Here is a 26,122-nt window from a genome sequence, read left to right on the forward strand (position 1 = left end):
GACCCTTTAATGTCGGTGAATGCGCCGCAGGCTCTCAGGCGGGCGCACAGGGCTTCGCTGCAAGTTGTAGCCATTGGATTGCAGAAAGTAACGTCAGGGTTCGTCGGCCCGCCTCTTAACTCGCGCCCTCCCTGGATTACGTAACGCCACCAACAATCGACCGGCAGAGAGGGGACCGCGATGCCGATCACGAACACGCTCGATCTGGAAACGCTCAGTGCCCGCATGAACGAGTGGGCAAGCGAAGCGCGCACCAAGCGGGGCCACCTCGTTCGCGCTTTCCGGGCGAACCTCGGTAACCGCACCGACCTACAGGCGGCCCGCCTCGCGCTGATCCTCGAATACGCGGAGAAGCACGCCTAGACGCGCTGCCGCACCCCCTAGGAAATCCCCGTCTCTCCCGGGCGGGGATTTTTTGCGGACTACTTACGCGGACATTCGCGTAATGCCCTACTGCCTTTCGCGGAGCCGAGCGGACTTGCGACGGACATTCGCGGAATCACTGAACCCTTTAGCGGACTTGAGAGGAATGAAGCCATGATCGAGCCGACTTACGACGGAGTTAAGCGGAAGCCCAAGGGGGGTTACGTCGCGATACGCGGGGCAATCCGGCGGGCCGAGTCGCTCGCCTATGAGGCACTGCCGACCGGCCACCCCACAGCGCACGAGATCCACGCAGCCCTGACGGAAGCACTGGAAATCGTGGATGCCGTCCTGTTCCCCGCCGGGGGCTGCGCGGGCCCTGAGTGCACGAACCCCGTGCCAGACAAGGGAATGGGCCGCCCGGCGCTGTACTGCTCGCGTCGCTGCAAGGACCGGGCCGCGTACCGCGCACGTAAGGAACGGGGACAGCGGAAGAGCGGGGCCGCGAGCTGAGCCCTCCCTCTATTTCCTCTTTCTTTCTCTGGTGTGACGAAGCTAGGTATGTAGAGACACAGTGTGTATAGAAGAGCTGTAGAAGTTAGTTGCTCGCCTCCCAACCAAACCGTGTCGCTATACACAGGGAACGTCACACCTCCCGACCTACCGAGGAGGTACCGAAAATGGGCTACTACACGTGGCAGGCTCAAGAGAGTCACTGCGTGATCTGCTCTCGCTCGCTGACCGGCCGACAGGAACGCTACTGCTCGAATGCCTGCCGACAGGCCCACAAGCGACAGGCCGCGCTGACCAACGATGCAGCCTTGGGGAAGCGCACGTGCGATTTCTGCGAGCGTAGTTTCTGGCCAGAAAGCAAGCGTCAGCGTTTCTGCTCCCCCGTCTGCGCCGACGGGAAAAGGTCTCAAGCCGAGGACGCGCGTTGGGATGCCGTCTGCCAGCTTGACGGCTGCGAGGACAATGCCGGATGGGACGGCACAGGACGTGCCCGCCGGTACTGCTCGCGCGCCCATCAGCAGAAGGCTTATCGACTGCGGAAGAAGGCTGAGGGTACGGCGTAACGTTACGCACTGATCGTGGCGTAAGTCACTCACGCTTAATCGACGCTCTCTCTGGAGGGTAGAGGCTCGTCACCTCTGCGGTGCGCATGACTTTTGGTCTTCCTCTTCTTCAAGAGTCGGCGCGTAGCTCACGCGTGCTTAGTCCTTTCCCACGCGTGCGAGGGCACCTATCGGCTTTCTTAGCGACCGGTGGGTGCCCTTTTTTTGTTCGGGTGAGGGCGGCCCCTGGTGATCCTTCACCTTTGCTGTGGCGCTTTATTCGCTGGCTCTGAATTCCTCGGAACTCTCCGCCCCCTTTTACCCATGGGGGCGTCACTATATGTGACTAAAGGGGGTGGGGAGGGGCCCTTTCCCGGGTTTACGGACACCGCAGGGGTATAGCTGCTCGCTGTCTGTACGGGTTCTCAAGTCGTTGCGCCAAACATTGCGATACATACGGGATCGCTCCGCAACCGATCGAGAGCCGGTCACCGATGTACGGTTGCGCCAGATAGCGCTATTAGTTGATGTAACTGCACTCCTCGCAGCAGTCACTCGCACTCTGTCCGTAGATGTTCCAAGCGGGGTTTCTGGACCTCTCGATTAGCGTGTCCCAGGTATTCACCGCGAACCTATTTCCGGCGTCCATCAGAGCCTTGACTCGCTCACGATCAGCATTCGTGACAATCGCACGCCGGCCGATTACGATCTGGGCGTTGACCGTGTGACTCGAAAGATGACTGAGGCCACCGCCATACGGCCTAGGTTCATTGATGTAATATTGGAGCTTGTTTATCCAGTATCGCCATTCGCCAACCTGCTGAATGGCTTCCACCATTTTTTCTGCCGGCCTGCGGTTGCTCGGATTGAACCATCTGGCAGTTGGGCTCTCCAGTTCTACCATGGTGTAGTTAAGGGGCAGACTCTCTGTCCGTGCAGCCAGGAAATCCATCCTCACCTCATTCCCTAGGCGCACTTCTTGCTTAATCCACCAGCAGAAGCCGGGCCCCAGAAACCGGGCAAGAATTACTGGATGCTTCCAGAGAAATACTTGCAGCGGCTTCTCTGTGTCGGAGTTTTCTACCAGCTCCCGAAATTGACCTACAAGTTCTGGGTCGATCGGATCCAGGGCGCATACCCTCTTGAACCCGAGAGGGGTGAGAATGTTATTCGCATAGTTGACTCGCCGGTCAAGCTCCTGATCGTATTCCATTTAAGCCTCACAGTCGGGTCTAATGTCGCATCGATCGTGCTCATGCCGCCGTATGTACTTTAGGTGAGCCCTCGACTGACCGGAGGGTGAACGGGGAAAATCCTCGGCAGATTCCTGTGTGCGTGCTGATGGCCAGGAAGACGTGAACGACCCGAGCTATGGCGGGCGATGGCTGGCCGCTTGGACGGCGGGACGAGCTAAGTGGGGCAATCGCCGTAGAGGAACAGGCCAGAGGTAAACGTTCCTCTCTGGCCCCACAGCGAAGACCCTACAGATTGCCCGGTGGTCGGGCGCTGTAGGTCTTTTGTCTGCTACTTGTCCAGCAGATCGGTCACCATTCTCCCCGCCCGGCGAACCACCCGGCGAGATACGCGGTTGCCATATCCAGCGAAGGGAGAGGCCAGCCCGGATTTTCATTGGGTCCCGGCTGGACCCAGTAGGCTGCTTCCTGGCCCCGCTCGGCCGGGATTTCGATAATCCACATCCGGTAAAACCGCTCCGGGTCGTTATCCGGGTCGTCCTGGAAGAACCACCCGCAAAGGGCTCCGTTTTCCTTCCGCCGCTCGGACCATTCGAACCGGAAGCCCTGCGCGTATTCAATATCGCCCAACCTACGTGTCATGCTGCCCCACCCTCCGTCGATCTTCGTAGCACCCTCAACCTAGGCCCCACGGTCGCCCAATTGCCGGGCGAGCTGTGGGGCCTCTCTACTTGACTACACAGAGTCACGGCTTTGGCCAATATTGTGATTAGTCTTTGCGCGCGACGAACGTTCCCCATCCCGGCGACGCGGTGACCAGTCCGCGCCGCTTGAGGTCCTGCACCGCTCGCGCTGCCGTCGATGACGCGACCCCAAATTCCTCTGCCAGCGGGACGGCCCCCGGCAGTCGAGTGCCCGGCGGGTACGTGCCATCAGCGATCCGCTGTTCGAGGATCGCGGCGATTTGCGGCCACGCGGGCAGGGTCGGGTCAAGCTCCATGGCGATCAAGCCAGGTCGGCTGACAGACCGCTGCATCTCGACTATCTTCGGATGCCCGCCATGGTTCGAATGGCGTGGTTCAAAGAGTGCAACAAAAACGCCCCCGGGATGGCCGGTAGGAGGGCCGCCCCGAGGGCTAAGCCGACTGAATAGGAGTCGACCTATGGCAAGGCTACTGGCCGCCCTTCTCGCATGGTTCCTGCCCGCCCGTGGGAAGCGGCGCGCGGCCCCGGCACCCGTACCCGTTCGCCGCTTCACGCCGTGCATTCCCGCGTATCGCGTGGCCGCCGCTAAACCGCCCCATCTGCCCGGCGAGGAGATCGCCCTAGTCCGCCCGTACCTGATCGCGTGGGAGCGGGCCAGCACGGCGGAGCGTGAAGCCATCTTGCGACGGAATCGCCGCATGGACGCTGCGGAGGTGGCGGCATGACTGAGCCGATCCGGTACCCGCAAGAGCCGGTAGAACTGCCCTACCAGGAACCCCGGCTAGAGCCTGCACCGGTCGAAGGGTGCGCCGGTTGCCGGGAGCTGGCGAACGTCCGTGATCGTGCCCGCGCTGGCAACGATCAGACGACCGTGACGGACTGCAACGTCCTCATGGCGCGGCACCCCGAGGGGCACGGATGACGACGGCCCCGCAGAGGCCGCGTACGGCCCGCAGGCGGCCCGCTAGGTCGGTCCCGGCCCCCGCGCCGTACCACCCGAAGCCGCGCGCCGGACGGACCGGAGGAGAGGAACCCTGGTCGCTCTGGAAGTGGGGCGACCTCTGCGGCTGCTGCGCTGGACACCGCGCCATCTGGTGTGACGGCTGCTGCGGCTTCACCGGCTGTGCGCTGTGCGGGTGGACCTACAAGCGCCCGTGCCCTGTCTGTGTCGGCGGTGACGCCGAGCGAATCCAGTGGTGACCCCGGCGCGCTGAGCTACGCCGATGGCTGAGCGGGCCGGTACGGGCCCCGTCTGTGCACTTCCCCCGGTGCGCGGGCGGGGCCTTTTCCCTGCGCTGACCAGGCATGTTCCGCTAGAGTTGCTAGTCCGGCGTGTTGGGGTCGGCCATGACCACCCAGTTCCGGTCCGGGCCCCGGCCCACGTCCGCCCTGGTGGCGCCGAGGCCGAGCAGTCTGGTCACCTCGCCCTCGGTGCTGCCGTCGACCGGGCTGACGTCGAGATGCAGCCGGTTCTTGACGGTCTTGCCCTCGGGCACCCGGACGAAGACCAAGGTGGGCGGCATCTGGCGGGCCCGGACGTCCTCGGCTGTCGGCACCCAGGAGCCGATCTCGACCTTGCCCTCACCCCGGTCGATCACCTGGAAGTCCAGGACCTCGCACCAGAAGGCCGCGAGCCTCTCCGGGTCGTGGCAGTCGACGGTCAACTCGGTGAACCTGCTCGTCATGCTTCTCCCGGACAGTACGAAGTGGAGGGAACCGCCCTAGGCCACGGGCCCCCGGGGCCGCTCCACCGCGGTCAGGTACAACTCCACGTACCGTGCCACATCCACGTCCAACCCCACGTCCACCAGGGGCTGTTCGCGGGTGTCCCCGTGGAGCTCGGCCTCGCCGACGCGGCCGCGGCGGTCGACGAGGGTCTGGCCGCGGCCCGGTCCGGGGGCCAGACAGACCTCGACGGGCAGCCGCTCCGTGGCCAGGCCCGCCGGGTCGATCACCGCGCAGACCGCGCCCGCGTCGCCGAGGCCGCCGCCGGGGTCCGACTCGTCGGTGGCCGGGCCGCGGTGGGCGAGCAGCTCACCGGCGAGCCGGGTGCCGGGCTCGGTGCTCGCGCGCAGGCGGCGCACGTCCGGGCCCGGCACGATCACCCGCTGGAACACGTCCAGCCCGTACATCGTGATCGGAACCCCGGCGCCGAGCAGGATCGCGGCGGCCTCCGGATCGTGCCAGACGTTGAACTCGGCGACCGGCGTGGCGTTCCCGGTGGCCACCGCGCCGCCCATGAAGACGATCCGCTCGATGTTGCGGGTGACCTCGGGGTGGGTGCGCAGCAGCAGCGCGATGTTGGTCGCCGGGGCGGTGGGGATCAGGGTGACCGGGCGCGGGGAGGCCAGGATCTCCCGGCGCAGCAGCGTCACGGCGTCCACGTCGACGGGGACGCGGGCGGGCGCGGGCAGGCCCAGGTCGCCCATGCCGTCGTGCCCGTGCACGTGCCGGGCGGTGCGCACCGCCTCGATCAGCGGACGCTCGGCGCCCCGGGCGACGGGAACGTCCGGGGCGCCGGCCTGCTCCAGCACGGTCAGGGTGTTCCGTACGACCCCCTCCACGTCGGTGTTGCCGGCCACGCAGGTGACCGCGCGCAGGTCGAGCCCCGGGTGGCGGACCGCCAGCAGCAGGGCCAGGGCGTCGTCGACGCCGGTGTCGCAGTCGATGATCACCGGAACGGGCTGCTGCGGGTCGGGGGCGGTCGGCACGGCGGGGGCTCCTCGGTCTGCGTGGGGGCGCCGGTCCGGGTGACCCTAGCTCAGGCGGATTCCCACAGCTCGGGGCCGCGCGCCCGGACCCGGTCGGTGATCCGCCGCAGCAACTCGGCGCCGGACAGCCGCCCGGGCCGGCGCCCGTCCCGCAGGCGTACGTCCGCCAAGTCGCCGCCCGCTGCCTCCCGGGCGCCGATCACCGCCCGGTACGGCACCTTCCGCGCCGCCCGGACCCGGGCGCCGAGAGTGCCGTGCGCCGGCCCGGCGACCTCGGCGCGCAGCCCCTGCGCGGTGGCCCTGCGCACCAGTGCGTACGCCCGCTCCCGCTGCTCCTCCCGACCGGTAGCACGACCAGTTGCACGGGCGCCAGCCACGCCGGGAACGCCCCGCCGTGCACCTCGATCAGGTGCGCGACCGCCCGTTCCACGCTGCCGATGACGCTGCGGTGCACCATGACCGGCTGGTGCTTCTCGCCGTCCGGACCGGTGTAGCGCAGGCCGAAGCGTTCGGGCTGGTGGAAGTCGATCTGGACGGTCGACAAAGTGGACTCGCGCCCGGCGGCGTCCGCGATCTGCACGTCGATCTTGGGTCCGTAGAAGGCGGCCTCGCCCTCCACCGGCTCGTACGGCACTCCGTCCAGGGCCTCCTCCAGCAGTGCTGCGGCCCGCCGCCACAGCTGGGGGCCGGTGACGTACTTGCCGCCCGGGCCGGGCAGGGAGAGGCGGTACCGGGCGGCCTCGATGCCGAGGTCGGCGTGGGCGCGGCGGATCAGGCCGAGGGCGGCGCGGGCCTCGGCGGCGGCCTGGTCGGGGGTGCAGAAGACGTGCGCGTCGTTGAGGTGGACGGCCCGTACGCGGGTCAGGCCGCCGAGCACGCCGGACGGCTCGGAGCGGTACATGGCGCCCAGTTCGGCGATGCGCAGGGGGAGCTCCCGGTAGCTGCGGGCCCGTGAGCGGTAGACGAGGGCGTGGTGGGGGCACAGGCTCGGGCGGAGCACGACCTCCTGACCGCCCAGCTCCATCGGCGGGAACATGTCGTCGCGGTAGTGCTCCCAGTGGCCCGAGATCTCGTACAGCTCGCGTTTGCCGAGGACCGGCGAGTACACGTGCCGGTAGCCGGCCCGCAGTTCGGTCTCGCGGACGTACTCCTCCAGGGCGTGCCGCACGGTCGCCCCGTCGGGCAGCCAGTACGGCAGGCCCGCGCCCATCAGGGGATCGGTGCCGAACAGGCCGAGCTCGCGGCCGAGCCGCCGGTGGTCGTGGTCGTGGGCGTGGCCGTGGGCGTGGTGCGGGCCGCCGCTGTGGCCGCGGTCGTCGTCGTGCACGTGGGTCTCCTCCGGACGGGGGACGAGCACCACGCGAAGAAGCCCCGGGCGCTCGCCCCGGGGCTTCGGACTTCTGGTCAGCAGTCAGCGCGCCGGGACACTCCCCGGCGTCGTCATCAGGAAGGGGCGGGCGCGCTTCATACACGGAACGGTACCGACGCCCCCGCGCCGGTGCGAGGGGATTTCCCCCGGGCCGCCGGCGTCGTGCCCTCCGTGACGTCACCCGGGTCGTCAGGGGCGCTCACGGCGGTCAGTGGCGCACGGCCCGGGCCACCACCGCGCGCACCTCGCCCGACAGGTCGTGGCTGCTGCGTGCGGTGGCGCGGGCGGACTCGCCGGCGGGGACGTCGGGGACGGTGACGACGACCGTGTCGAGCAGACCGCCGTCGGCGCCCGTGAGGTTCACCCGCACCGCTAAGGACTTCGTCGAGTCGGCGGTGTTGCGGACGGTGACCTCGACGGCGGTGCGCCCGCCGGTCTCCGTCCTCGGTTCGCCCAGCCGTACGTCGGCCTCGACGTCGGCGCCCTTTCGGATGCCCTCCAGCCACCGTCCGGCCTCTGCCGACGCCGACGCCGCGGCGTCCGCGCCCTCAGAGGCCAGCGAGGAGGCCGCCGACGCGGCCCGGCCCGCCGCCGCGCTGCCGGCGTCCGACGGTGCGTCGCCGTCACCGCCCCGTCGGAGCAACCGGCCAGCACGGCGCCCGCCAGGACCACCGTGCCGACCGCACTGAACACCCGGGTACTCCCCCATGCCGCCTCCAGGGGCATGGGGGAGTACCCGCCCGCGAGAGCACGCGGGTCGTCCCCTCAGTGAAGGTCCACGGACACCGCCGCGCGAGCCGGCGCCGGGCCGGACGGGGAGCGGTGTCAGACGTGCCCCGGCCCGCCGCCGCCGAAGGACCCGCTCGACCCCGGCAGCCAGCGGCGGCGGTTCTGGTCCGCGCAGCGGCGGCTGCCCGAGTGGTGAAGTTCGTACGGCATGAGCCGTGGACTGCCGTCCGCCGCAAGCGGGATCTCGTCGGGTTCCCGCATCTCCCGCTCCTCGTGGACGGCACCGGTGGCCGGGAGCTTGCCGTGCTCGTCGGCGTGCGGGCGTTCGGATTCTCGTTCCATGACCCTCTGGCCCATGCGTACGGCCCAGATCAGCGCGCCGGCGATCACCAGCCCGCCGATGAAGGCGATGGTCATGTTGAGCGCGTGCGAGGACGCGGCCAGCAGTTCATACGTTGCCGTACTCATGTTCTGATTATGTACCCCCAAATGAGATAAAGCGCCACGTATGTCCGAATGTGGGGTGGGGTGCTGCGGGTGTGCAGCAAGAGCTTCGCGGGGGCCGTCGCGGGGTCTGTGGAACAACACCACCACCGAACTCACCCTCGCCCCGCGGCGCCCCGGAGCACGGACCGCCTGGCCGTCCGACGGCACTCCCGCGCGGGGCGCCGCCTACCGCCTCCCGGACGCCCCGTCGCCACGCACGGGCCTCACCGCCGCCGCGGCCGTCACCCACCCGTACGTGCAAGGCAACCGGATCCGCGACGACGGGCACCCGCGCACCCAGACCCACGCCCTGTGGATCGCCCCCGAGGCCACCTGGACCGCCGGCCGGGTCTCCGCCAACGACTTCAGCGGCAACGCCTCGGCCGCCACCCGCTTCGACTCGGCCCCGAGCGGCGGCCGGTGGCGGGACAACGACGGCTGACGGGCCCGCCGGCCGGGAGCACGACCGCCCGGCATCAGCAGAACGTGCCCCTGACGGCGTCCAGCACCTGCGCGCTCTGCTCCCAGGTCACCCGGAACCGCTGGGCCGCCGCGTCCCGCACCTCGTCCTCGGGCCGGTCCTGGCGGAGGTCGACGCACAGCCAACGGGCGTTCTCGACCGCCTCGTCCTCGTCCGCGGTGATGACCGGGTCGACGGCCGCCAGGTCGCTCAGCAGCAGTTCCCGTTGCCCTGCGTCGGGCGACGGGATCACGTGCTGCTCCCCGCCGCCGACCGTCACGGACTCCACGCTGTCCGGGCCGTCCCCGTCTCCCCCGCCGCCGTACACCACGGCCGTGGTCACACCGGCCACCGCCACCAGCGCCGACACGGCGATCGCCGACCGCTTCCCCATGCCGTTCCCCTCCCTGTGGATCGCCCGCCGACCCTACGCCGCCCCTCACGGGGTCGCCGCCCGCCGCCCCGCCTCACGGCGCCCGCAGCGCGTCCACCGCGATCCGTGCCGCCGTGCCGATCACCGCGTCCGCCGCCGGGAGCGTGGCCGCCGGGTTCGCGGTGCGGGTGAAGACGGCCACGGCGTAGCGTCCGCCGTCGGGGTACTCGACGACACCGACCTCGTTGCGCAGGGTCGGCAGGCTGCCGGTCTTGCCGGCCACGTGGACGTCGTCGAAGGGGAAGCCCGAGGCCAGGCGGTGCGGCCAGACCTGGAGGCTCATGACGCGGCGCATGGCGGCGCCGTACTCGGACGGGCACGCCTCGTCCCGCCACAGGGCGCTGAGCAGGCGGGTCATGTCCCGGGGTGTGCTGCGGTTGGTGCGGGCCGGGTCCAGGGCGCGCAACCGGGCGATGACGTGGGGGTCGGTCAGCGCCCGGGTTCCGGCCGGCCCGGCGTCCTCGCGCATGGTGCCGAGCATCTCGGCGAAGCCGTACACCGTTCGCGTGCGGGTGAGGCCGAGCCGGGCCGTGGTGCGGTTGACGGCGTCCAGTCCGACCCGGCGCAGCAGCAGGTCGGCGGCGGTGTTGTCGCTGACGGACATCATCAGCAACGCCGCGTCGCGCAGCGACAGCCGTACCGGGTCCAGCATCGCCGCGAGCCCCGTGGGCCCGGGGGTGCGCCCGGCCGGCGGGCACTCCACCTGCTCGGTCAGGTCTATCTCCCCGGCCGCCGCCAGTTCGTGCAGCGTCACCAGTACACACACCTTGTGGACGCTGGCCGTGCACACCGGCTGGTCCGCCCCGGCCTCGACCTGCGCTCCGGAGTCGATGTCCACGGCGTGCAGCCACCCCGTGACCCCGGCGTCGGCGAAGGCCGCGTGCAGCCGGCCGGTGGTGGCGGTGTCGGTCATGACCGCTGCCCCGGGGTCCGGGGACCCGCGTGCGGGGCGTCGGCGGAGCGCGCCGCGGGGTCGGTCGCGGACGCGTGGCTCACGGGGGCGGTGTGGATCAAAGCCAGTACTCCGATGCCGGGCGAAGGTGCAGGGGCCGGGCGGTCGTCTCGGTGCGGGCGTCGGCCGTGGTGCGCAGGGCGTGGGTGGCGGCGTCCGCGAACGCGTCGACGGCGGCGTCGCCGCGCCCCCTGGGCCAGGCCACGGAGTGCCGCCAGGCCAGCGGGGCTCCGGCCAGCGGACGCCAGACGAGGTCCGGGTCGGCCGGGTCCGCGTGCTGCGTGTCGCGGGGTCCGAGGGCGACGGCCCCGGACGACAGCACCAGACCGCGTACGAAACTGGCGCCCTGGCCGTGCCGTACGGCGGCGGGGGTGTAGCCGCCTCGGGCGCACGCGGTGAGCAGGTCGTCGTAGACCGCGGGGGCGTGGGCGCGCGGGAAGAGGACCAGGTCGTAGCCGGTGAGGGAGGCCAGCGGCACCTCGTCGTCCGTCGCCTGCGGGGCCTCGCGCGGCAGCAGCACGCCGAGGTCCCGGCGCAGGATCGGTCCGAGCTCCAGGCCGGTGACGTCGCAGGGGTGGTGGATCACGCCGACGTCCAGTTCGTGGGCGGTGAAGGCGGCGAGCTGCTCGGCGGTGGACAGCTCGTGCAGCTCCAGCTCCAGCCCGGCGTGCCGGCGCCGGAAGTCCGACAGGAGGGCGGCCACGGTCCGGCCGGAGACGTCGGGGGACAGCGCGGCGCGCAGCAGGCCCGTCTCGCCGTCCCGGATGCGGCGCGCGGTGGCCAGGAAGGTGTCGGAGCGGGCGAGCAGCTCGCGGGCCTCGGCGAGCAGCAACGTGCCCGCCTCGGTGATCGTCACCCGACGGCTGGAACGCTCGAAGAGCCGGACGCCCAGCTCCTTCTCCAGTCGCTGGATGCGTTGCGACAGGGGCGGCTGGGCCATGCCGAGGCGGGCGGCGGCACGACCGAAGTGTGACTCTTCTGCAACAGCCACGAAGCACTCCAGGTGCCGCACCAGGTCCACGACCAGTAATCATATCGGGGATTGATCGAATCGACATCGATATGAATCTTGGACAGGAGCCGCGAGGGTTGCTCTGCTCGGGGCATGCGATCCCTCCGTGAGCTCTCGCCCGGCGCCCGCCGGTGGCCCGCCGCCCTCGCCCTCGCCCTCGTCGTCCCGCTGGCCGGCTGCGCCACCGGTTCCGGGTCCCCGGACGCGTCGCCGTCGGCGAGCGCCCCGACCCGGGCCGGCGGTACCGCCTCCGCGGCGCCGGACGTCCGCGCCGAGCTGCGGGTGGACGGCCGCACCCGCGAGTACCTCCTGCACCGGCCCGCCTCCGCAGACGGCCCCCGGCCCCTCGTCGTCGCCTTCCACGGCCGCGGCTCCGACGCCGCCGAACTGCGCGAGCAGAGCAGGCTGGAGAAGGCCGCCGGGGCGCGCGGCATGCTGGTCGCCTGGCCCGAGGGCATCGACAGCGGCTGGGGCGCCGGCACGCGGGAGACCCCGCAGCGTCCCGACCCCGACCTCGACGTGCGGTTCACCGAGGCGCTGATCGAGCACCTGGTCCGCACCGAACAGGCCGACCCCGAGCGGGTCTACGTCGCCGGCTTCTCCAACGGCGGCTCCATGGCCCTGCGCATGGCCGCCGAGCGGCCGGGTCTGCTGGCGGGCGCGGCCTCGGTCGCCGGCCAGCTGCCTGCGGGAGCGGCCGCGGTGGAGCCCACCGGCGCCGTCCCGGTCATGGTCGTCTACGGCGCCGACGACCCCGTGCGCCCGATCGGCGGCTGGCCCACCCCGCCGCCGGACCCCGAGGAGCCGATCCTCCCGAGCCGGTCGGCCCGGGACACGGCGGAGGCGTTCGCCGCGGCGGGCGGCGCGGGGGAGCCGGTCACGGAGGAGGAGAAGGGGTACGACCGCACGGTCTGGCACCTGAAGGACGCGTCCGGGGACGCGTCACCGAGCACCGGCGGCAGTACTCCCGCCGCTCCCCCCGCCGCCACCGTCCAGCTCCTCGTCGTCCACGGCGGCGGACACACCTGGCCGGGCTCGTCCTTCGTCCCGGACAAGCGGCTCGGTCCCACCAGCAAGGCCCTGGACGCCACGGACGCGATCCTCGGCTTCTTCGCCGCCGGCTGACCGGTGCGGCGGCGAACCCGACCCACTGACAGGAGAAGACTCCGATGCCGGACACTCCCCACCTCGCCCCTCCTCCCCGTCGCCGGCCCCGCAACGGCGTACGCGCCGTCACCGCCGTGGCGGTCGTGCTCGCGGTCGCCGCGGGCGGTTCCTACGCCGCCGGACTCGGCCCCTTCGCGCGCGGTGACGACGGACCCGACCCCGCCGCGATGAGACAGGCGCGCGCCTTCCTCGCCGACTGGGCCGCCGGGCGCCTGCCGGGCGCGGCCGACCGCACCACCAGACCCGACACGGCCCGGGACGTACTGCAGAGCTTCACCGCGGGCCTCGACATCGAGGGGCCCCGGCTGGCGGCGGCCGAGGAAGCGGAGGAGGCCGAGGACGGCACTCTCACCGTCCCGTTCACCGCGAAGATGCCGATCACCGGCCTGGGCACCTGGACGTACGAGTCCGAACTGCCCCTGGTGCGCGAGAAGAAGGACGGCGGCTGGAAGGTGGACTGGCGGCTGTCACTGGTCCACCCGCGACTGAGCGACACGCAGAAGTTCCGCCTGGAGCGCGAGGATACGACCCCGCCGAAGGTCACCGACCGCCACGGAACCTCGGTCGCGGACGGCTCGTACCCCTCCCTGACCCCGCTGCTCGGCCGGCTGGCCGACCGCACCGGCGGCGGACCGCGCGGCGCGGTCCGGCTCGTCGACCGGGCCACCGGCGAGACCGTGCGCACCGAGGCGTCCTTCGGTGAGAGGCCCGACCCGGCGGCCGACGACCGGCCCGTGCGCACCACCCTGGACGCCACCTGGCAGGCGGCGGCCGAGCAGGCCCTCGCTCAGGCCGACGGCAAGAACGCCGCCCTCGTCGCCCTGCGCATCGACAACGGCGAGATCCTCGCCCTCGCCAACTCCCCCGCGTCCGGCTTCAACCGCGCCGCCTCCGGCACCTACGCGCCCGGCTCCACCTGGAAGATCGTCACCAGCAGCGCCCTGCTGCTCAGGGGCGCGGTGCAGCCCGACGACGTCGTGGACTGCCCCAAGTACCTGACCGTGGGCAAGCAGTTCCACAACGTGGAGACCTCCGAGTTCCCCGGCGCCACTTTCCGCAAGGACTTCACCGAGTCCTGCAACACCGCCTTCATCAGCCTGCGCGGCAAGCTCGACGAGGGGGAACTGGGCAAGGTCGCCCGCACCTACTTCGGGGTCGGCCAGGAGTGGCACATCGGCATCCCGACGTACGACGGGTCGGTGCCGGTGCCCAAGGACGAGACGGAGAAGGCCGCGTCGATGATCGGGCAGGGCCGCGTCCAGGCCAACCCGCTGATCATGGCGTCGGTGACGGCCACCGCGGTCTCCGGGGAGTTCCACCAGCCGTCGATCACCGCCGGGAACGAGGACGGGACGCGCACCGAGCCCCTCCCCGACGAGGTCGTCGGCCGGCTGCGCGAGCTGATGCGGGCCACCGTCACCGACGGCACCGCGCACGTCCTCGCCGACCTGCCCGGCGAGATCGGCGCCAAGACCGGCACCGCCGAGGTCTCGGACGACCAGGACAACAACGGCTGGCTGGTCGCCCACCGCGGCAACGTGGCCGTCGCCGTGGTCGTCGAGGAGGGCGTCACCGGCGGCGGCTCGGCGGGCCCGGTCGTGCACAGCCTGCTGTCCTCCGTACCGGAGGACCCGTCCTGAGCGCCGGTCGGTGTCCGTGGGCGGACGGGCACGGGCGGGTCGGGCACGGGCGGATCAGGACGGGCGGACCGGGCAGGTGTGGATCCGGTGCGGATCCGGTGCGGGCGGTCAGCCCCGGTCCGCGTCGTTCCGGCCCCCGGCCGTGCCGTCGGTCTCCCCGCGCTCGACCGTCTCGCCCCTGATCACGCGCGGCGCCGCGCGGTCCTCGGCCGGTGTCCGCTCCTCGTCCTTCATCGCGCGGGCCTCCGCCTTGAGGATGCGCGCCGACTTGCCCGCCGAGCGGGTCAGCTCGGGGAGCTTCTTGGCGGCGATGACGGCGATGACGACGATGAGAATGATCGCGAGTTCGCTCAGTCCGAACACGGCGCTCCCCTGGTGACGTACGGTGCGGACCCGCGGTAAGGGCCCGCACGGAATCTACGGCATGGCCGACGGGCGCCGGAGGCGATCTCCCACAATTCTTCTACAGTTGCGTAGAAGTTATCAGCCCTCTTCGCCCTCGGAGCCGTCCCCGCCCTCGTCGTCACCCTCGAAGAAGTCCCCCACCTCGTCGACGACCTCGGCCGCCACCATGCCACCGGCGACGCCCACCGCTAGCCCGGCCGCGCCCGCCGCCACCGCGGTGCCGACGCCGGGGGCGCCGCCCGGGAGCCCGGACTCGTGCCCGTACACGGCGTGGGAGCCGTACGACGCCCGGTGTTCCACCAGCTCCTCAATCCAGCCCTCGACGAGCGCGTTCCAGTCCTGCGGTCCGGCCGGCCCCTCGTGCGGGACGGTGAAGCGGCTGAGGGCGTCGTGGCCGTCGGCGAACGGGCCGCCGCGCTTGTCCGCCTCCAGCACCACCTCCAGGGCGCCCGGGACGGTCAGGAAGGTCAGTTCGATCTCGTTGACCTGGTGGGCGTACCGAGCGGGCGGGGTCAGCTCGATCTCCTGGTAGAAGGGCAGCTGCTGCCCGGTGCCGCCGATGCGGCCGTACTCCAGGTCGGCGGAGCGGAAGCCGAAGCCGAGCTGCCCGAAGGCCTCCAGGACGGCTTCCTGGGCGGGCAGTGGCGCCACGGTCAGCGGGTCCAGGTCGCCCTTGTCCCGGGCGCCCGCCACCGCCAGCTCGGTGCGCACGCCGAGCACGATGCCCAGCGACTGCCCGCGCAGCTCGGTCACCGGGGTCTCCCAGGGCAGCGGCACCGAGAACGGCACCTCGTGCCGCGCGCCCGCGGCCAGCCGGAAGGAACCGCCGACGGTGTGCCGGTCGAAGGCGACGACGCCCTCGCTCTCCCCGTGCTCGCCGTGCTCGGCCTCGACGCGGGCCACCAGCTCCAGCCCGATGTGCTCGATGTGATGGTCGACGGTGCCGCCGACGAGCTCGACCCGGCCGGACAGCACGCCCCCGGGCCGGGCGGCGCCCGCGTCCAGGACCGTGTCCACCGTGGGTCCGCCCACGCCGAGGGAACCGAGCAACCGCTTGAACACCATCGAGGCGTCCACTCCTTCACGTTCGTGCGGGGAACAACCGGAGCCCTCCGGCCGTTCTCTACAGGCGAGTAGAAGCATAGGGGCCGAAGGGCTCCCCTTGTCTTTGCTCATCCTTTACCATGAGGTTTGACCCCAGGGCGGCCGGCAGGCACCGGCCCCCTCCGACCCCGTTAAGGAGTCCCGTTCCGTAATGGAGCCTCCCAGTACCGGCCGTGCCATGGCCGACCCGCCGGTCCCCCCGAATGCGCGTGAGGGAAGCGGGGTGGCACGGTGACCGAGGTCCTGCTGCTCCTGCTGGCCCTCCTCCTCACCCTGGCCTGCGCCCTCTTCGTCGCGGCCGAGTTCTCCCTGACCACCGTCGAGCGCTCCGACCTGGAGCGTGCCGCCGAGTCCGGTGAGCGCGGCGCCGACGGCGCCCTGAAGGCCGTACGGTCGCTGACCCTCCAGCTCTCCGGCGCTCAGCTCGGCATCACCGTGACCTCCCTGGTCATCGGCATGCTGGCCGAGCCGTCGGTCGCCGTGCTGCTGCGCGGCCCGCTGACGGCGATCGGCCTGGGCGGTGCCGCCTCGACGGTGGCGACCGTGCTCGGCGTGGTCGTCTCCACCGTCGTCCTGATGGTCGTCGGCGAGCTGGTCCCCAAGAACTGGGCGATCTCCCGCCCGCTGGCCGTCGCGAAGGTCGTCGCCGGCCCGCAGCGCGGCTTCACCACCGCCTTCGGCCCCTTCATCCGCCACCTGAACGACACGGCGAACCGTTTCGTGCGCCGCTTCGGCCTGGAACCGGCCGAGGAGCTGGCCTCCGCCCGCAGCGCCGAGGAACTGGTCGCCCTGGCCCAGCACTCGGCCGCCGAGGGCGCCCTGGAGGCGGACTCGGCCGAGCTGTTCGTGCGCACCCTGCACCTGAGCGAGCTGACCGCGGAGAACGTCATGACCCCGCGGGTGGACGTCAAGGCCCTGGAGGCCCACGCCACCGCCGCCGACGCCGCGAACCTCTCGCACGCCACCGGCCTGTCCCGCTTCCCGGTCTACCGGGACAGCCTCGACGAGGTCATCGGCACCGTGCACATCCGCGACGTGCTGGCCCTGGAGCCGGACAAGCGCCGGGCAACCCCCGTCACCGAGCTGGCCACCGCGCCGCTGCTGGTGCCGGACAGCCTGCCCGCCGACCGCCTCCTGGAGCGCATGCGCTCCACCCGCACCATGGCCGTCGTCATCGACGAGTACGGCGGCACCGCGGGCGTGGCCACCGTCGAGGACATCGTGGAGGAGGTCGTCGGCGAGGTGCGCGACGAGCACGACCCGGTCGAGATACCGGACCTGCTCCCCGTCCCCGCCGAGGCCGACGGCCGCGCCGCCTGGGAGGCCGACGGCTCGCTCCGTCTGGACCACCTGGAGCGCATCGGACTGACCGCGCCGGAGGGGCCGTACGAGACCCTGGCCGGTCTGGTCGCCACCCACCTTGCCCGCATCCCCGCCAAGGGCGACGTCATCGAACTGGACGGCTGGCGCGTCGACGTCCTGGACGTCGACCACCACCGCGCCGACCGTCTGCGGATCACCGCGCCCGCGCCGGTCATGCCGGCCGACCGGGAGCCGGAGGCCGCCCGATGACCGTCGTGCAGCTCTTCATCGGCGCCCTGACGCTGCTGACCAACGCCTTCTTCGTCGGCGCCGAGTTCGCCCTGATCTCGGTGCGCCGCAGCCAGATCGAGCCGCGGGCGAAGACGGGCGACAAGCGCGCCCGGATGACCCTGTGGGGCCTGGAACACATCTCCCAGATGATGGCCACGGCCCAGCTCGGCATCACCGTCTCCTCCCTGGTGCTCGGCGCCGTCGCGGAGCCGGCCATCGCGCACCTGATGGAGCCGGCGTTCGAGGCGGTCCACATGCCGCACGCGCTGGTCCACCCGGTCGCATTCGCGATCGCCCTGGCCCTCGCCACGTACCTGCACATGCTGATCGGCGAGATGATCCCGAAGAACATCGCGCTGGCCGCCCCGGCGACCACCGCGATGGTCCTCGGCCCGCCGCTGGTGGCTCTCACCCGGGCCCTGAAGCCGGTCGTCTTCGGCATCAACGCCTTCGCCAACACCCTGCTCAAGCTGCTCAGGGTGGAGCCGAGGAACGAGGTGGAGGCCGTCTTCACCGACGACCAGCTGGCCCGCATGGTGGTCGACGCCAGCGAGGCCGGACTGCTCACCCCGGCCGACGGCGAGCGGCTGCGCGACGCGCTGGAGCTGGGCACCCGCCCGGTCGGCGAGATCCTGGTCCCGGCGCCGAAGATGCGCACGGTCGGCCACACGGTCACCCCGGCCCAGCTGGAGCGCCTGGCCGCCGAGGCGGGCTACTCCCGCTTCCCGGTCACCGGCCCCGGCGGCACCGTCCTGGGCTACCTGCACATCAAGGACACCCTGGGCCTCACCGACCGCGACGCCCCCTTCCCGCGCACGGCCCTGCACCGGGTCACCCGGGTCCGCATCGACACCCCGCTGGACGACACCCTCACGGCACTGCGCACCGAGGACAGCCACCTGGCCGCCGTCACCGGCGAGACGGGCGCGGTCCTGGGCTTCGTGACGATGGAGGACGTCCTGACGGAGCTGGTGGGGCCGACGCCGGTCTGATCCTCCGACGTCCGGCTGACGTGGCCGCCTCCCGCGGTGACACCACTGCGGGAGGCGGCCACGGCTCGTCCTGCCGGTCCACCGGAGCACCGGCCCCGCCTCACACCGCCCGCAGCGCGTCCGCCGGCGGCGTGCGCAGGGCGTGCCGGGTGGGCAGCTCGATGGTGGCGTACGCCGTCAGGACGACCGTCGCCGCCACCGCGGGCAGCAGCCAGGCGGGTCCCGCCGGCCAGGGCCGGCCGAGGAAGCCCTGGCCCAGCAGGGCGAGGGGGAGGGCGGACAGCAGCGAACCGGAGACGAGGGCCGCGGCGGCCACGACGGCGGCCTCGCGGCGCATCATCGCGCGGACCTGCCGGGGGGTCGTGCCGACCAGGCGCAGCGCGGCGATCTCGGCACGCCGCTGTGCGGTGGCGGCGACCAGCTTGTCGGCGATGCCCAGCAGCAGATAGCCGAGCAGTACGACGACGGTGGCAAGGTTGACCCACACCTCCGGCGGCGTGTCCTCGCCCGTGGAGTCCGCGTCCGGGGCGGTGCTCGTCACCGCGAGGCCCGCGCGGTCGGCGGCCAGCGCCATCAGACCCCGCGCGGCCGCGTCGGTGCCGTCGGTGCGGACCAGGACGCTCTGGTCGAGGTCCGTCGTGGTGTGCCCGGCGGCCAGCTCGCGGGAGAGGACGACCGGGCCGAAGCCCAGCCCCCGGTCGTACACGGCGACGACCCGGGCGTCGACCCCCGTCCCGTCGCCCAGCACCAGCCGCACCCGCTCCCCGAGGCCCGCCCCGCGGGTCCGCGCGGCCTCGCCGCTGACGGCGACCGTGGCGCCGGTGAGCCGGTCCAGGCCGCCCTCCGTCACGCCGAGGTCGACCACGTCCCGCGTGTCCGGGCCGAGGACCATTGCCGACGCCGATTCGGCCGCGGGCTGGGGATCAGGTTGTACGCCTGGAAGACGAAGCCGACGTGCTCGCGGCGCAGTTCGGTGCGGCGGGTCTCGTCCATCCCGGAGATCTCCTGCCCGTCGATGCGGACACTGCCCGACGTGGGCGAGTCCAGCCCGGCGGCGCAGTGCATCAGCGTGCTCTTGCCGGATCCCGAGGGGCCCATCACGGCGAGGAACGTGCCGTGCTCCACGGTGAGCGACACGTCGTCGAGGGCCCGCACGTCCCCCGGGTAGGTCCTGGCGACGTGCGCCAGCGCGATGGCGGGTGCCCTGAGCGCGGTGGCCGTCGTGACGGCGGTGCTCATCGACGCCCCCGCAGGGCGCGCACGACGAGGGTCCCGGCGGCGAGCACGGTGACGAGGCCGCTGGCCAGGTGCACCCAGGTGGGGGCGCCGCCGAAGGAGGCGGTCATGTTGGCCACCGCGCTGACCACCACGACGGCCCACAGCAGGGCGCGGAGGACGTCCCCGCGGGAGACGGCGTCCGGGCCGTCGTCCGCACCGCCCGTGGGGGTGCCCGCGGGCGGTGCGGTCAAGCGGTACGGGTCCTGGTGCGTCATGGCGGCGTCCTCCGTGAACTGCGCTCTCGGTACGTCATCGACGCTATGGACCCCGGCCCCCTCCGGCCGATCCCGTGGGCCGCCCGGTCCGGGGTACAGCAGGCTGTACCTTCCGGCCCCGGACCTCGGCTGGGTCCCTGTCGGAGACCGGGGGCGGTGGCGCGCAGGCCGCTGGCGCGGGGCGACGGGCATTCGGGCCGGTCGCCGTGCGACGGCTCCTGCCGGTCGGTCCGGCATCGGCCCGACCGGTCCCGGTCAGACATCGGCCAGGCTTGCTCACAACTGACCTGGACACCGGCCCGACCGGCCGCCCGGCGGGCCCGCGGCGCCGGAAGCCGACGTGCCCCGTGGAAGGTGACCGGCGGCCGGGGGCGCACCGCGGGCGGGCCGTCGGGAGTCCACCCGCTCACGACTTTGCCTTCCCTTTACAACCTGCCCCGCCGCCGCCTCGTCTCTCCGTCCGATCCACACCCCACGCGACACACGCGACGACCGACGAGACCGACGAGAGAGAGAGCGACCCGATGCGCCGCACCATCCTCAGCGCCGTGGCCCTGGCCTGCACCGCCGTACTGGCGGGCACCGCGCCCGCGTTCGCCACCGACCCCACCCCGGTCCCCTCCGACCCCGCTGCCACCACCCCGAGTCCGGGCACCGAGCCGTCCGAGGCGCCCGGCACCGGTACCGGGCCGTCCGAGGTGCCGACCCCCTCCGTCAGCGCCCCGGCCCCTGCGGCCGAGCCGTCCGAGGTGCCGACCCCCTCCGTCAGCGCCCCGGCCCCGGCGTACGAGGTGTCGGCCGACGGCCAGGTGTCCGTCGTGCCCGAGGGCGCGGCCGACACCGGGGTGGGGGCCGCGCAATCCTCCGGGAGCGACACCGGGCTCATCGGCGCGGGCGCCGGCGCCGGGCTCCTCGCGGGCGGCGCGGTCCTCTTCGTCGTACGCCGCCGGCGGGCGGCGACCGGGGCATGACCCCGCGCTCCGGGCGCGTCCTCGCCACCGTCGTACTGGCCGCGGTCCTCGCGGGCTGCGGCGGGCAGGGGAGTGAGGCGGGCGGTGGCCGGGCGAGCGGAGGGAACGGGCCCGCCCGGCACGCGACCACCGCTCCGCCGCAGCCGTCCGCGGAACCGGTGCGGCCCCTGGCGCGCTCGGAGCCGGTCGGCCTGCGCATCCCGGCCATCGGAGTGGACACCCCGGTGATGCGGCTGGGGCTGGCGTCCGACGGCACGGTCGAGGTCCCGCCGGTCGCGGACGACGACCTCGCGGGCTGGTACCGGCACTCACCGGCCCCCGGCCAGGTCGGTCCCTCCGTCGTCCTCGGCCACGTCACCGTCGGCAGTCACGGGGACGGGGTCTTCCGTCGGCTCGCGCGGCTGCACCGGGGGGACCGGGTCGAGACGCGCCTGGCGAACGGCACGGCCGCGGAGTTCGCTGTCATCGAGGTACGGACGGTGGCGAAGGCGGAATTCCCGACCGACGACGTCTACGGCGACGTGGACCGCCCGGAGCTGCGGCTCATCACCTGCGGCGGGCCGCGCAGCGGCGACGAGTACCGGGACAACGTCATCGTCTTCGCCGAGCTGACCGCGACCACCAGCGCGCGGAGCCCCGCGGTCTCCTGACCGACGGTCCCGCGCACGGCATACCCTCACGACCATGGAGAGCGTTGAAACGGTCCCGTGACAGGGCGGCTTCCGAGCTGTTCGCCGCCCTGTACCCGCGCCTCGCCGGCTGGTGCCGCCGGCTCGTCGACGACGACGAGACGGCCCACGAGATCGCCTCGGAGGCGTTCACCCGCCTCTGGGCCCGCTGGACGTCCGTGGACGAACCCCGGGGCTTCCTCTACGTCACCGCCGCCAACCTCGTCCGCGACCACTGGCGCAAACTGGAGCGCGAGCGCCGGGCGGTGCGCCGGGTCACGGCCGAGGTCGCCGTCCGCCCGCACCCGGAGCAGGCCGACCCCTCGGTGCGTCTGCTCGTACAGTCCTTGCCGGAGCGGCTGCGCGTGCCGATCCTGCTGCACTACTACGCCGACATGCCGATCCGGGAGGTGTCCGTGCTGACCGGGCGCAAGGAGGGAACCGTCAAGGCCGACCTGCACGCGGCCCGTGAACTGCTCCGCGGCCACCTGAGGAGGAGCGTTGACCACACGCCTTGAGGGCGACCAGGACGACCAGGACGGCCAGGGGTACGGGCGGGACGACGATCCGCTGCTGGTCGTGCTGCGTCCGGGGGCCGACTACCTGGGCCCGCCGCCCGGCCGCTACCAGGCGATCCGCCGGGCTGCGTGCCGTCGGCGGCTACTGCGTGCCGCGGCCGGCGCCGCCGCGACCGCTGCCGCCGCCGCACTGATCGCGCTGCCGCTGCACTGGGCGGCCCCGTCGCCCCCCGCCCGCCCGACGGCTCCGCTGGCCCCGGCTCCCGCCGACCCGCCACCGGCGTCGCCCGGCCCGGTGCCGTCCCAGGAGCCCTCGAGCCTTCCCTCGGAGATCCCCACGCCCGAGGCGTCCCCACCCTCCGCGACGAAGACGCCGCCGACGGCGGTACCGAGCACGCCGCCCACCGGAAGCCCGGCGTCGGCGAGCACACCCGGGACCGAGCCGTCGGCCCGCCCGAGCACGGTGCCCACACCGTCGGAGTACGGCGGCGCGGCCGCCACGGCAGGACGCTGATCCAGCACTGACCGGACGCCGCCCGGCACTGACCGGGCCCCCGCCCCGGCACTGACCGGAGTTGTGGCGTCCGGTCCGGTCCTCCCGCGCCCGGACGCCTCAGCGGTGGCGCCGGGCAGCGGGCCCGGCCCGCCCCCGCTGTCCCTCAGCCGTCCAGGGGTGTGGTCGTGCTCCCGCCGAGCAGCGCCGACGCCGTCTGGACCGGCGTGGCGTCGGGGGCCGGCGTGGGCGTCGCACCGGGTGCGGCGTGGCAGGTGAAGCCCAGGCGCGCCATCGCCCGGGTGACCTCACCGGCGGAGAAGTCGCGGCGGTCCTGCCGGGTGACGACCTCGCCCACCTGCTTGACGGGGTAGCGGCGACGTCCGACGGTCACGGACTCCCCGGTGACGGGCTCGGGCGTGACGCCCTTCATCGACTCCACCACCCCGCCCTTGGTGAGGTCGAACGGGTACCGGGCGATGACACAGCGCATGATGCCTCCACGAGAGGGACGGGGGATGGGTTTGCCGGTCGCGCGTGTTCTAGGCGGACGCGCCACCGGAGGACGGGCGCCGGGGCCCGCGACGCGGGGCGTCACCGGCGGGCCGGCCCTGGGCGCCCCGTCGCCGGCCGGAGCCGCCTTCCTGACGGGTGCGGCTCTGACCGGAGTTCTCCTGACGGGCACGGCCCTGCCCCGTGGACCCCTGACCGGTGCGGTCCTGGCCGGTGCGACCCTGCGCGCCACCGCCGCCGCCCCGGCGGCGCCGGGACGAGGAACCGCCGCCGGACGCCGCGCGACGCGGGCGCTCCACGACCGGCGCCGTGATGACGATCGGGACTCCGGACGGTGCCTGCGCGCCGGTGATGCGGGACAGCTCCGCCTCACCGGAACGCACCGGTGTGATCAGGGGGCTGATACCCGCCAGGGCCATCAGCCGGGTCATCTCGCGCCGCTGGTCCGGGGTCACCAGGGTGACGACGCTGCCGGACTCGCCGGCGCGGGCCGTACGGCCGCCCCGGTGCAGGTAGTCCTTGTGGTCGCCGGGCGGGTCGACGTTGACGACCAGGTCGAGGTTGTCGACGTGGATGCCGCGGGCCGCGACGTTGGTCGCCACCAGCGCGGTCACCTGACCGTCCTTGAACTGGGTGAGCGTGCGGGTGCGCTGCGGCTGGGACTTGCCGCCGTGCAGGCCCGCCGCGCGCACGCCGCTCTTCAGCAGCTGCTTCACCAGCCGGTCCACCCGGTGCTTGGTGTCCAGGAACATGATCACGCGGCCGTCGCGGGCCGCGATCTCGACGGTCGTGCGCTGCTTGTCCTCCTCGTGGACGTGCAGCACGTGGTGCTCCATCGTGGTGACGGCGCCGGCCGACGGGTCGACGGAGTGGACCACCGGGTCCGTCAGGTAGCGGCGGACCAGCCGGTCCACGTTGCGGTCCAGGGTGGCCGAGAACAGCATCCGCTGCCCGTCCGGGCGCACCTGGTCGAGCAGGGCGGTGACCTGCGGCATGAAGCCCATGTCGGTCATCTGGTCGGCCTCGTCCAGGACGGTGATCGCCACGTCGTCCAGCCGGCAGTCGCCCCGGTCGATGAGGTCCTTGAGCCGGCCGGGCGTGGCGACGACGACCTCCGCGCCGGCCCGCAGCGCGCCGGCCTGCCGGCCGATCGACATGCCGCCGACGACGGTCGCCGAGCGCAGGCCGAGGGCCCGGGCGTAGGGGGTGAGCGCGTCGGTGACCTGCTGGGCGAGCTCCCGGGTGGGGACGAGGACGAGGCCGAGCGGCCGCTTGGGCTCGGCGCGCCGGCCCGCCGTACGGGCCAGCAGGGCGAGGCCGAACGCGAGCGTCTTGCCCGACCCGGTGCGGCCACGGCCGAGCACGTCGCGGCCGGCCAAGGAGTTCGGCAGGGTCGCCGCCTGGATCGGGAACGGCTCGGTGACGCCCTCTGCGCCGAGCGCGGCCAGCAGCCGGGCCGGCATGTCGAGTTCGGCGAACGATCCGACGGCGGGCAGTGCCGGTGTGACCGTTTTCGGCAGCGCGAACTCCCCCTGCTGGGCGGCCGGCTGGCGGCCGGGTGTCTGGGTACGGCGGGGGCCGCCGCCGGAGCGTCGGCGGTCACTGGTGCGTACACGGTTCATGGGGAACCTTCCTTGATACGGCACGTATCAAGGGAGTCCCGCAGCGAGGAACCGCGCGGTGAATCGCAAGAACGAGCCGACCTCGGCCGCTGTCGGCGCATTGCTTCACGCGGACGCGGACCGGGAAACGAGAAATGAGAAACGAAACGCGACGGAGAGAAGCGAAACGCGGAGAAGTCAAAACGAAACGCGAGCGGGGCCCGCACCCCACGGTGCGGGCCCCGGCTGCGAGGTGATGCGAGCGCGTCAGGCGACAACGATGTTCTCGGCCGTCGGGCCCTTCTGGCCCTGCGCGATGTCGAACGTCACCTTCTGGCCCTCGAGCAGCTCACGGAAGCCCTGGGCGGCGATGTTCGAGTAGTGGGCGAAGACGTCGGGGCCGCCGCCGTCCTGCTCGATGAAGCCGAAGCCCTTTTCCGAGTTGAACCACTTTACGGTGCCGGAAGCCATGTTTTCTCCTTCGGGACGGTGCTCGGAGTTCACCCTGTGCGAACTCCGGTCGCCGTGATGATCACCCCGTCGGATAAAACCTTCAGGCAACCACAACTGCAACTTCCTACGACAGTAGCACGCCAGGTTCCCCGAGGTGCCGGAAAAGAGCCGGTTCGACCGGCCGGTCGGGGAATATTCTCAGCCGCTCCCGGACCGACCTGCGAGGACGGCGCCCCACCCCCGGACCTGGGCGGTGACGTCCTTCACTGCCTCGGGGGGAGGCCGGGGCGGCCGGGGCTGCGCGGACCCGTCAGTTCTCGAGAAGCGCCGGCTGCCCGGCCGCCCATACCGTCGGACGCCATGAACGCCATCGACGCCATCACCCTGGAAGTGGCCGACCCCGAGGCCGCCGCCCGTTTCTACTCCACCGCCTTCGGACTGGACACGTCGAGGGTGCGCCTGCGCGCCTGTGAGACCCCCACGTCCGGCTTCCGCGGTTTCACGCTCTCGCTCGTGGTGTCCCAGCCGGGCGACGTCGACGCGCTCTTCACCGCCGCCGTCGACGCGGGCGCCACCGTCGTCAAGCCGGCCGCCAAGTCGCTGTGGGGCTACGGCGGCGTGGTGCAGGCGCCCGACGGCGCGATCTGGCAGCTCGCGACCTCCGAGAAAAAGGACACCGGCCCGGTCACCCGGGACTTCGACGAACTCGTGCTGCTGCTGGGCGTCGAGGACGTGAAGGCCAGCAAGCGGTTCTACGCCGAGCAGGGCCTCGCCGTCGTCAAGAGCTTCGGCGGCAAGTACGTCGAGTTCGACACCGGCTCCGGCGCCGTCAAGCTGTCCCTGTACAAGCGTCGCGGCCTAGCCAAGGTCGCCGGTGTCCCGGCCGACGGCACCGGGTCGCACCGACTCGTGCTCTCGGGCGCCTCCCGCCCGTTCAGCGACCCCGACGGATTCGTCTGGGAGACCGAACCCGCCAGGACGTGACCGGTCGGAACCCGTTCTGTCACCTTCCCGTCTTCTTCTGTCGGCGGGCCCGTACATTT

Annotated in this window: 30 protein-coding genes and 2 pseudogenes; 13 read left to right on the top strand and 19 right to left on the bottom strand. The window is 72.1% G+C overall.

Annotation, left to right across the window (positions count from 1 at the left end):
* Positions 1-180: 180 nt before the first annotated feature.
* The 3 genes from IE142_RS20705 (at position 181) to IE142_RS20715 (ending at position 1,439) form a co-directional block, all read left to right on the top strand.
* Positions 181-363, top strand: coding sequence for a hypothetical protein (locus tag IE142_RS20705; RefSeq protein WP_191887133.1), 183 nt, complete (start codon positions 181-183; stop codon positions 361-363).
* Positions 364-537: 174 nt separating this feature from the next.
* Positions 538-876 carry a hypothetical protein gene (locus tag IE142_RS20710; protein ID WP_191887134.1) on the top strand — a complete coding sequence of 113 codons (339 nt, stop codon included), beginning with the start codon at positions 538-540 and terminating at the stop codon, positions 874-876.
* Between the two features lie 167 nt (positions 877-1,043).
* Positions 1,044-1,439 carry a hypothetical protein gene (locus tag IE142_RS20715; RefSeq protein WP_191887135.1) on the top strand — a complete coding sequence of 132 codons (396 nt, stop codon included), beginning with the start codon at positions 1,044-1,046 and terminating at the stop codon, positions 1,437-1,439.
* A 499-nt stretch (positions 1,440-1,938) separates the two neighbouring features.
* Here the strand turns inward: IE142_RS20715 and IE142_RS20720 are convergent, their stop codons facing one another.
* From IE142_RS20720 to IE142_RS20755, 8 genes and pseudogenes are all read right to left on the bottom strand, one after another.
* Positions 1,939-2,631: a Shedu anti-phage system protein SduA domain-containing protein gene (locus IE142_RS20720; protein WP_191887136.1), complete on the bottom strand. Its 693-nt coding sequence runs from the start codon at positions 2,629-2,631 to the stop codon at positions 1,939-1,941.
* A 331-nt stretch (positions 2,632-2,962) separates the two neighbouring features.
* The gene (locus IE142_RS20725) at positions 2,963-3,253 is read right to left on the bottom strand and encodes a hypothetical protein (RefSeq protein ID WP_191887137.1); all 291 of its coding nucleotides are present in this window, start codon (positions 3,251-3,253) and stop codon (positions 2,963-2,965) included.
* Positions 3,254-3,380: 127 nt separating this feature from the next.
* The gene (locus IE142_RS20730; RefSeq protein ID WP_191887311.1) at positions 3,381-3,611 is read right to left on the bottom strand and encodes a winged helix-turn-helix domain-containing protein; all 231 of its coding nucleotides are present in this window, start codon (positions 3,609-3,611) and stop codon (positions 3,381-3,383) included.
* A 1,027-nt stretch (positions 3,612-4,638) separates the two neighbouring features.
* Positions 4,639-5,001, bottom strand: coding sequence for a VOC family protein (locus IE142_RS20735; protein ID WP_191887138.1), 363 nt, complete (start codon positions 4,999-5,001; stop codon positions 4,639-4,641).
* A 36-nt stretch (positions 5,002-5,037) separates the two neighbouring features.
* Positions 5,038-6,027 (bottom strand): nucleoside hydrolase, encoded by a 990-nt coding sequence (locus IE142_RS20740; protein WP_191887139.1) that lies wholly within the window; start codon positions 6,025-6,027, stop codon positions 5,038-5,040.
* Between the two features lie 50 nt (positions 6,028-6,077).
* Positions 6,078-7,258 (bottom strand): annotated as a pseudogene (gene thrS / locus IE142_RS20745) (threonine--tRNA ligase).
* Between the two features lie 346 nt (positions 7,259-7,604).
* Positions 7,605-8,039 (bottom strand): FxLYD domain-containing protein, encoded by a 435-nt coding sequence (locus tag IE142_RS20750; protein ID WP_191887140.1) that lies wholly within the window; start codon positions 8,037-8,039, stop codon positions 7,605-7,607.
* Positions 8,040-8,221: 182 nt separating this feature from the next.
* Positions 8,222-8,593: a DUF6479 family protein gene (locus tag IE142_RS20755; protein ID WP_043371481.1), complete on the bottom strand. Its 372-nt coding sequence runs from the start codon at positions 8,591-8,593 to the stop codon at positions 8,222-8,224.
* Positions 8,594-8,633: 40 nt separating this feature from the next.
* Here IE142_RS20755 and IE142_RS20760 point away from each other — a divergent pair, with 40 nt between their 5' ends.
* Complete coding sequence (locus tag IE142_RS20760) at positions 8,634-9,053, top strand: hypothetical protein (RefSeq protein WP_229830740.1); 420 nt, start codon at positions 8,634-8,636, stop codon at positions 9,051-9,053.
* Positions 9,054-9,087: 34 nt separating this feature from the next.
* Here the strand turns inward: IE142_RS20760 and IE142_RS20765 are convergent, their stop codons facing one another.
* The 3 genes from IE142_RS20765 to IE142_RS20775 all read right to left on the bottom strand — a co-directional run bounded on the left by IE142_RS20765 (position 9,088) and on the right by IE142_RS20775 (position 11,447).
* Positions 9,088-9,465, bottom strand: a complete 378-nt coding sequence (locus IE142_RS20765; RefSeq protein ID WP_191887141.1) for a DUF732 domain-containing protein — start codon at positions 9,463-9,465, stop codon at positions 9,088-9,090.
* Between the two features lie 73 nt (positions 9,466-9,538).
* Positions 9,539-10,417: a serine hydrolase gene (locus tag IE142_RS20770; protein WP_191887142.1), complete on the bottom strand. Its 879-nt coding sequence runs from the start codon at positions 10,415-10,417 to the stop codon at positions 9,539-9,541.
* 97 nt (positions 10,418-10,514) lie between these two features.
* Entirely contained in the window at positions 10,515-11,447 is a 933-nt protein-coding gene (locus tag IE142_RS20775) for a LysR family transcriptional regulator (protein ID WP_229830742.1), read from the bottom strand.
* Between the two features lie 114 nt (positions 11,448-11,561).
* On the opposite strand from IE142_RS20775, the gene IE142_RS20780 reads away from it, so the two are divergent.
* Positions 11,562-12,593, top strand: coding sequence for a CE1 family esterase (locus IE142_RS20780; RefSeq protein WP_191887144.1), 1,032 nt, complete (start codon positions 11,562-11,564; stop codon positions 12,591-12,593).
* Between the two features lie 44 nt (positions 12,594-12,637).
* Positions 12,638-14,275 (top strand): penicillin-binding transpeptidase domain-containing protein, encoded by a 1,638-nt coding sequence (locus IE142_RS20785; RefSeq protein ID WP_191887145.1) that lies wholly within the window; start codon positions 12,638-12,640, stop codon positions 14,273-14,275.
* Between the two features lie 108 nt (positions 14,276-14,383).
* On the opposite strand, the gene IE142_RS20790 is transcribed toward IE142_RS20785, so the two are convergent.
* A complete protein-coding gene (locus IE142_RS20790; protein ID WP_191887146.1) occupies positions 14,384-14,638 on the bottom strand; it encodes a twin-arginine translocase TatA/TatE family subunit in 255 nt (84 codons plus the stop codon).
* Positions 14,639-14,758: 120 nt separating this feature from the next.
* Positions 14,759-15,745, bottom strand: a complete 987-nt coding sequence (locus IE142_RS20795; RefSeq protein WP_191887312.1) for a sporulation protein — start codon at positions 15,743-15,745, stop codon at positions 14,759-14,761.
* A gap of 270 nt (positions 15,746-16,015) precedes the next feature.
* Between IE142_RS20795 and IE142_RS20800 the strand changes: the two genes are divergently transcribed.
* Both IE142_RS20800 and IE142_RS20805 read left to right on the top strand, forming a co-directional pair.
* Positions 16,016-17,356, top strand: coding sequence for a hemolysin family protein (locus tag IE142_RS20800; RefSeq protein ID WP_191887147.1), 1,341 nt, complete (start codon positions 16,016-16,018; stop codon positions 17,354-17,356).
* The gene (locus IE142_RS20805; RefSeq protein ID WP_191887148.1) at positions 17,353-18,369 is read left to right on the top strand and encodes a hemolysin family protein; all 1,017 of its coding nucleotides are present in this window, start codon (positions 17,353-17,355) and stop codon (positions 18,367-18,369) included. Before IE142_RS20800 ends, IE142_RS20805 begins: the two co-directional genes overlap by 4 nt.
* Before the next feature lie 100 nt (positions 18,370-18,469).
* On the opposite strand, the gene IE142_RS20810 is transcribed toward IE142_RS20805, so the two are convergent.
* The 3 genes and pseudogenes from IE142_RS20810 to IE142_RS20820 form a co-directional block, all read right to left on the bottom strand.
* Entirely contained in the window at positions 18,470-19,234 is a 765-nt protein-coding gene (locus IE142_RS20810) for an FtsX-like permease family protein (protein ID WP_229830743.1), read from the bottom strand.
* Between the two features lie 50 nt (positions 19,235-19,284).
* A pseudogene (locus IE142_RS20815) lies at positions 19,285-19,608 on the bottom strand (ATP-binding cassette domain-containing protein); the annotation flags it as partial.
* Positions 19,605-19,862, bottom strand: coding sequence for a hypothetical protein (locus IE142_RS20820; protein ID WP_191887149.1), 258 nt, complete (start codon positions 19,860-19,862; stop codon positions 19,605-19,607). The pseudogene IE142_RS20815 and the gene IE142_RS20820, both read right to left, overlap by 4 nt.
* Positions 19,863-20,386: 524 nt before the next feature.
* On the opposite strand from IE142_RS20820, the gene IE142_RS20825 reads away from it, so the two are divergent.
* The 4 genes from IE142_RS20825 to IE142_RS20840 are packed head-to-tail and all read left to right on the top strand — an operon-like array spanning position 20,387 to position 22,533.
* Positions 20,387-20,833 (top strand): Tat pathway signal sequence domain protein, encoded by a 447-nt coding sequence (locus tag IE142_RS20825; protein ID WP_191887150.1) that lies wholly within the window; start codon positions 20,387-20,389, stop codon positions 20,831-20,833.
* On the top strand, positions 20,830-21,483 hold the full coding sequence (locus IE142_RS20830; protein WP_191887151.1) for a class F sortase: 654 nt from the start codon (positions 20,830-20,832) through the stop codon (positions 21,481-21,483). Before IE142_RS20825 ends, IE142_RS20830 begins: the two co-directional genes overlap by 4 nt.
* 44 nt (positions 21,484-21,527) lie before the next feature.
* The gene (locus IE142_RS20835) at positions 21,528-22,019 is read left to right on the top strand and encodes an RNA polymerase sigma factor (RefSeq protein ID WP_191887152.1); all 492 of its coding nucleotides are present in this window, start codon (positions 21,528-21,530) and stop codon (positions 22,017-22,019) included.
* Positions 22,003-22,533, top strand: coding sequence for a hypothetical protein (locus IE142_RS20840; protein ID WP_191887153.1), 531 nt, complete (start codon positions 22,003-22,005; stop codon positions 22,531-22,533). The genes IE142_RS20835 and IE142_RS20840 overlap by 17 nt, the downstream gene beginning before the upstream one ends.
* Positions 22,534-22,678: 145 nt before the next feature.
* Here IE142_RS20840 and IE142_RS20845 read toward each other — a convergent pair whose 3' ends face one another.
* The 3 genes from IE142_RS20845 to IE142_RS20855 form a co-directional block, all read right to left on the bottom strand.
* Positions 22,679-23,005: an SCO5918 family protein gene (locus IE142_RS20845; protein WP_043371518.1), complete on the bottom strand. Its 327-nt coding sequence runs from the start codon at positions 23,003-23,005 to the stop codon at positions 22,679-22,681.
* 49 nt (positions 23,006-23,054) lie between these two features.
* Positions 23,055-24,647 (bottom strand): DEAD/DEAH box helicase, encoded by a 1,593-nt coding sequence (locus IE142_RS20850; protein ID WP_191887154.1) that lies wholly within the window; start codon positions 24,645-24,647, stop codon positions 23,055-23,057.
* A 246-nt stretch (positions 24,648-24,893) separates the two neighbouring features.
* The gene (locus IE142_RS20855) at positions 24,894-25,097 is read right to left on the bottom strand and encodes a cold-shock protein (RefSeq protein WP_019324834.1); all 204 of its coding nucleotides are present in this window, start codon (positions 25,095-25,097) and stop codon (positions 24,894-24,896) included.
* 342 nt (positions 25,098-25,439) lie between these two features.
* On the opposite strand from IE142_RS20855, the gene IE142_RS20860 reads away from it, so the two are divergent.
* Positions 25,440-26,063 (top strand): VOC family protein, encoded by a 624-nt coding sequence (locus IE142_RS20860; RefSeq protein WP_191887155.1) that lies wholly within the window; start codon positions 25,440-25,442, stop codon positions 26,061-26,063.
* The last annotated feature ends 59 nt before the right edge of the window (positions 26,064-26,122 follow it).

It is taken from the genome of Streptomyces mutabilis (assembly GCF_014649815.1).
In the GTDB taxonomy this organism is placed as follows: domain Bacteria; phylum Actinomycetota; class Actinomycetes; order Streptomycetales; family Streptomycetaceae; genus Streptomyces; species Streptomyces mutabilis.